This window comes from Bradyrhizobium sp. UFLA05-89 (assembly GCF_059803475.1).
Genome location: NZ_JBANBA010000298.1, coordinates 1 through 659, shown reverse-complemented (window position 1 = coordinate 659; position 659 = coordinate 1). Strand labels below are relative to the sequence as shown.

1 protein-coding gene is annotated in these 659 nt (G+C 66.3%); it reads left to right on the top strand.

Annotated elements, in window-relative coordinates; translation table 11 throughout:
* Nucleotides 1–659 (top strand): SIS domain-containing protein (locus SO139_RS46360; RefSeq protein WP_498542174.1); only part of this gene is annotated, 659 nt, incomplete at both ends.

Below are 659 nucleotides of genomic sequence, written 5' to 3'. Positions count from 1 at the left end.
CGTGGCAACAAGCCGGTCGAGGCGGTGAAGCTCGCGTTGCGCCGGCTGCGCGGCGCGTTCGCGCTCGGCTTCATCTTCGCGGGCGAGGGCGACCTGCTGATCGGCGCTCGCAACGGTCCGCCGCTCGCGGTCGGCTACGGCGACGGCGAGATGTTCCTGGGCTCGGACGCGATCGCGCTCGGCCCGTTCACCGACACGATCAGCTATCTCGAGGACGGCGACTGGGTGGTGCTGACCCGCAACAGCGTTGCCATCTTCGACAAGGACGGCCGCGCCGTCCAGCGTGACAAGATCAAGCATGCGGCCTCGACCTCGCTAGTCGACAAGGCCAACTACCGCCACTTCATGGCGAAAGAAATCCACGAGCAGCCCGAGGTCGTCGGCCATACGCTGGCCCGCTATGTTGACATGGCGTCCGACCGCGTGTCGCTGCCGGTGAAGCTGCCGTTCGACTTTCGCGATATCCAGCGCGTCACGATCACGGCCTGCGGCACGGCGAGCTACGCCGGCTACGTCGCAAAATACTGGTTCGAGCGCATGGCGCGCCTGCCGGTCGAGGTCGACGTCGCCTCCGAGTTCCGCTATCGCGAGTCTCCCTTGCGCAAGGGCGATCTGGCGATCTTCATTTCGCAATCGGGCGAGACCGCCGATACGCTCGC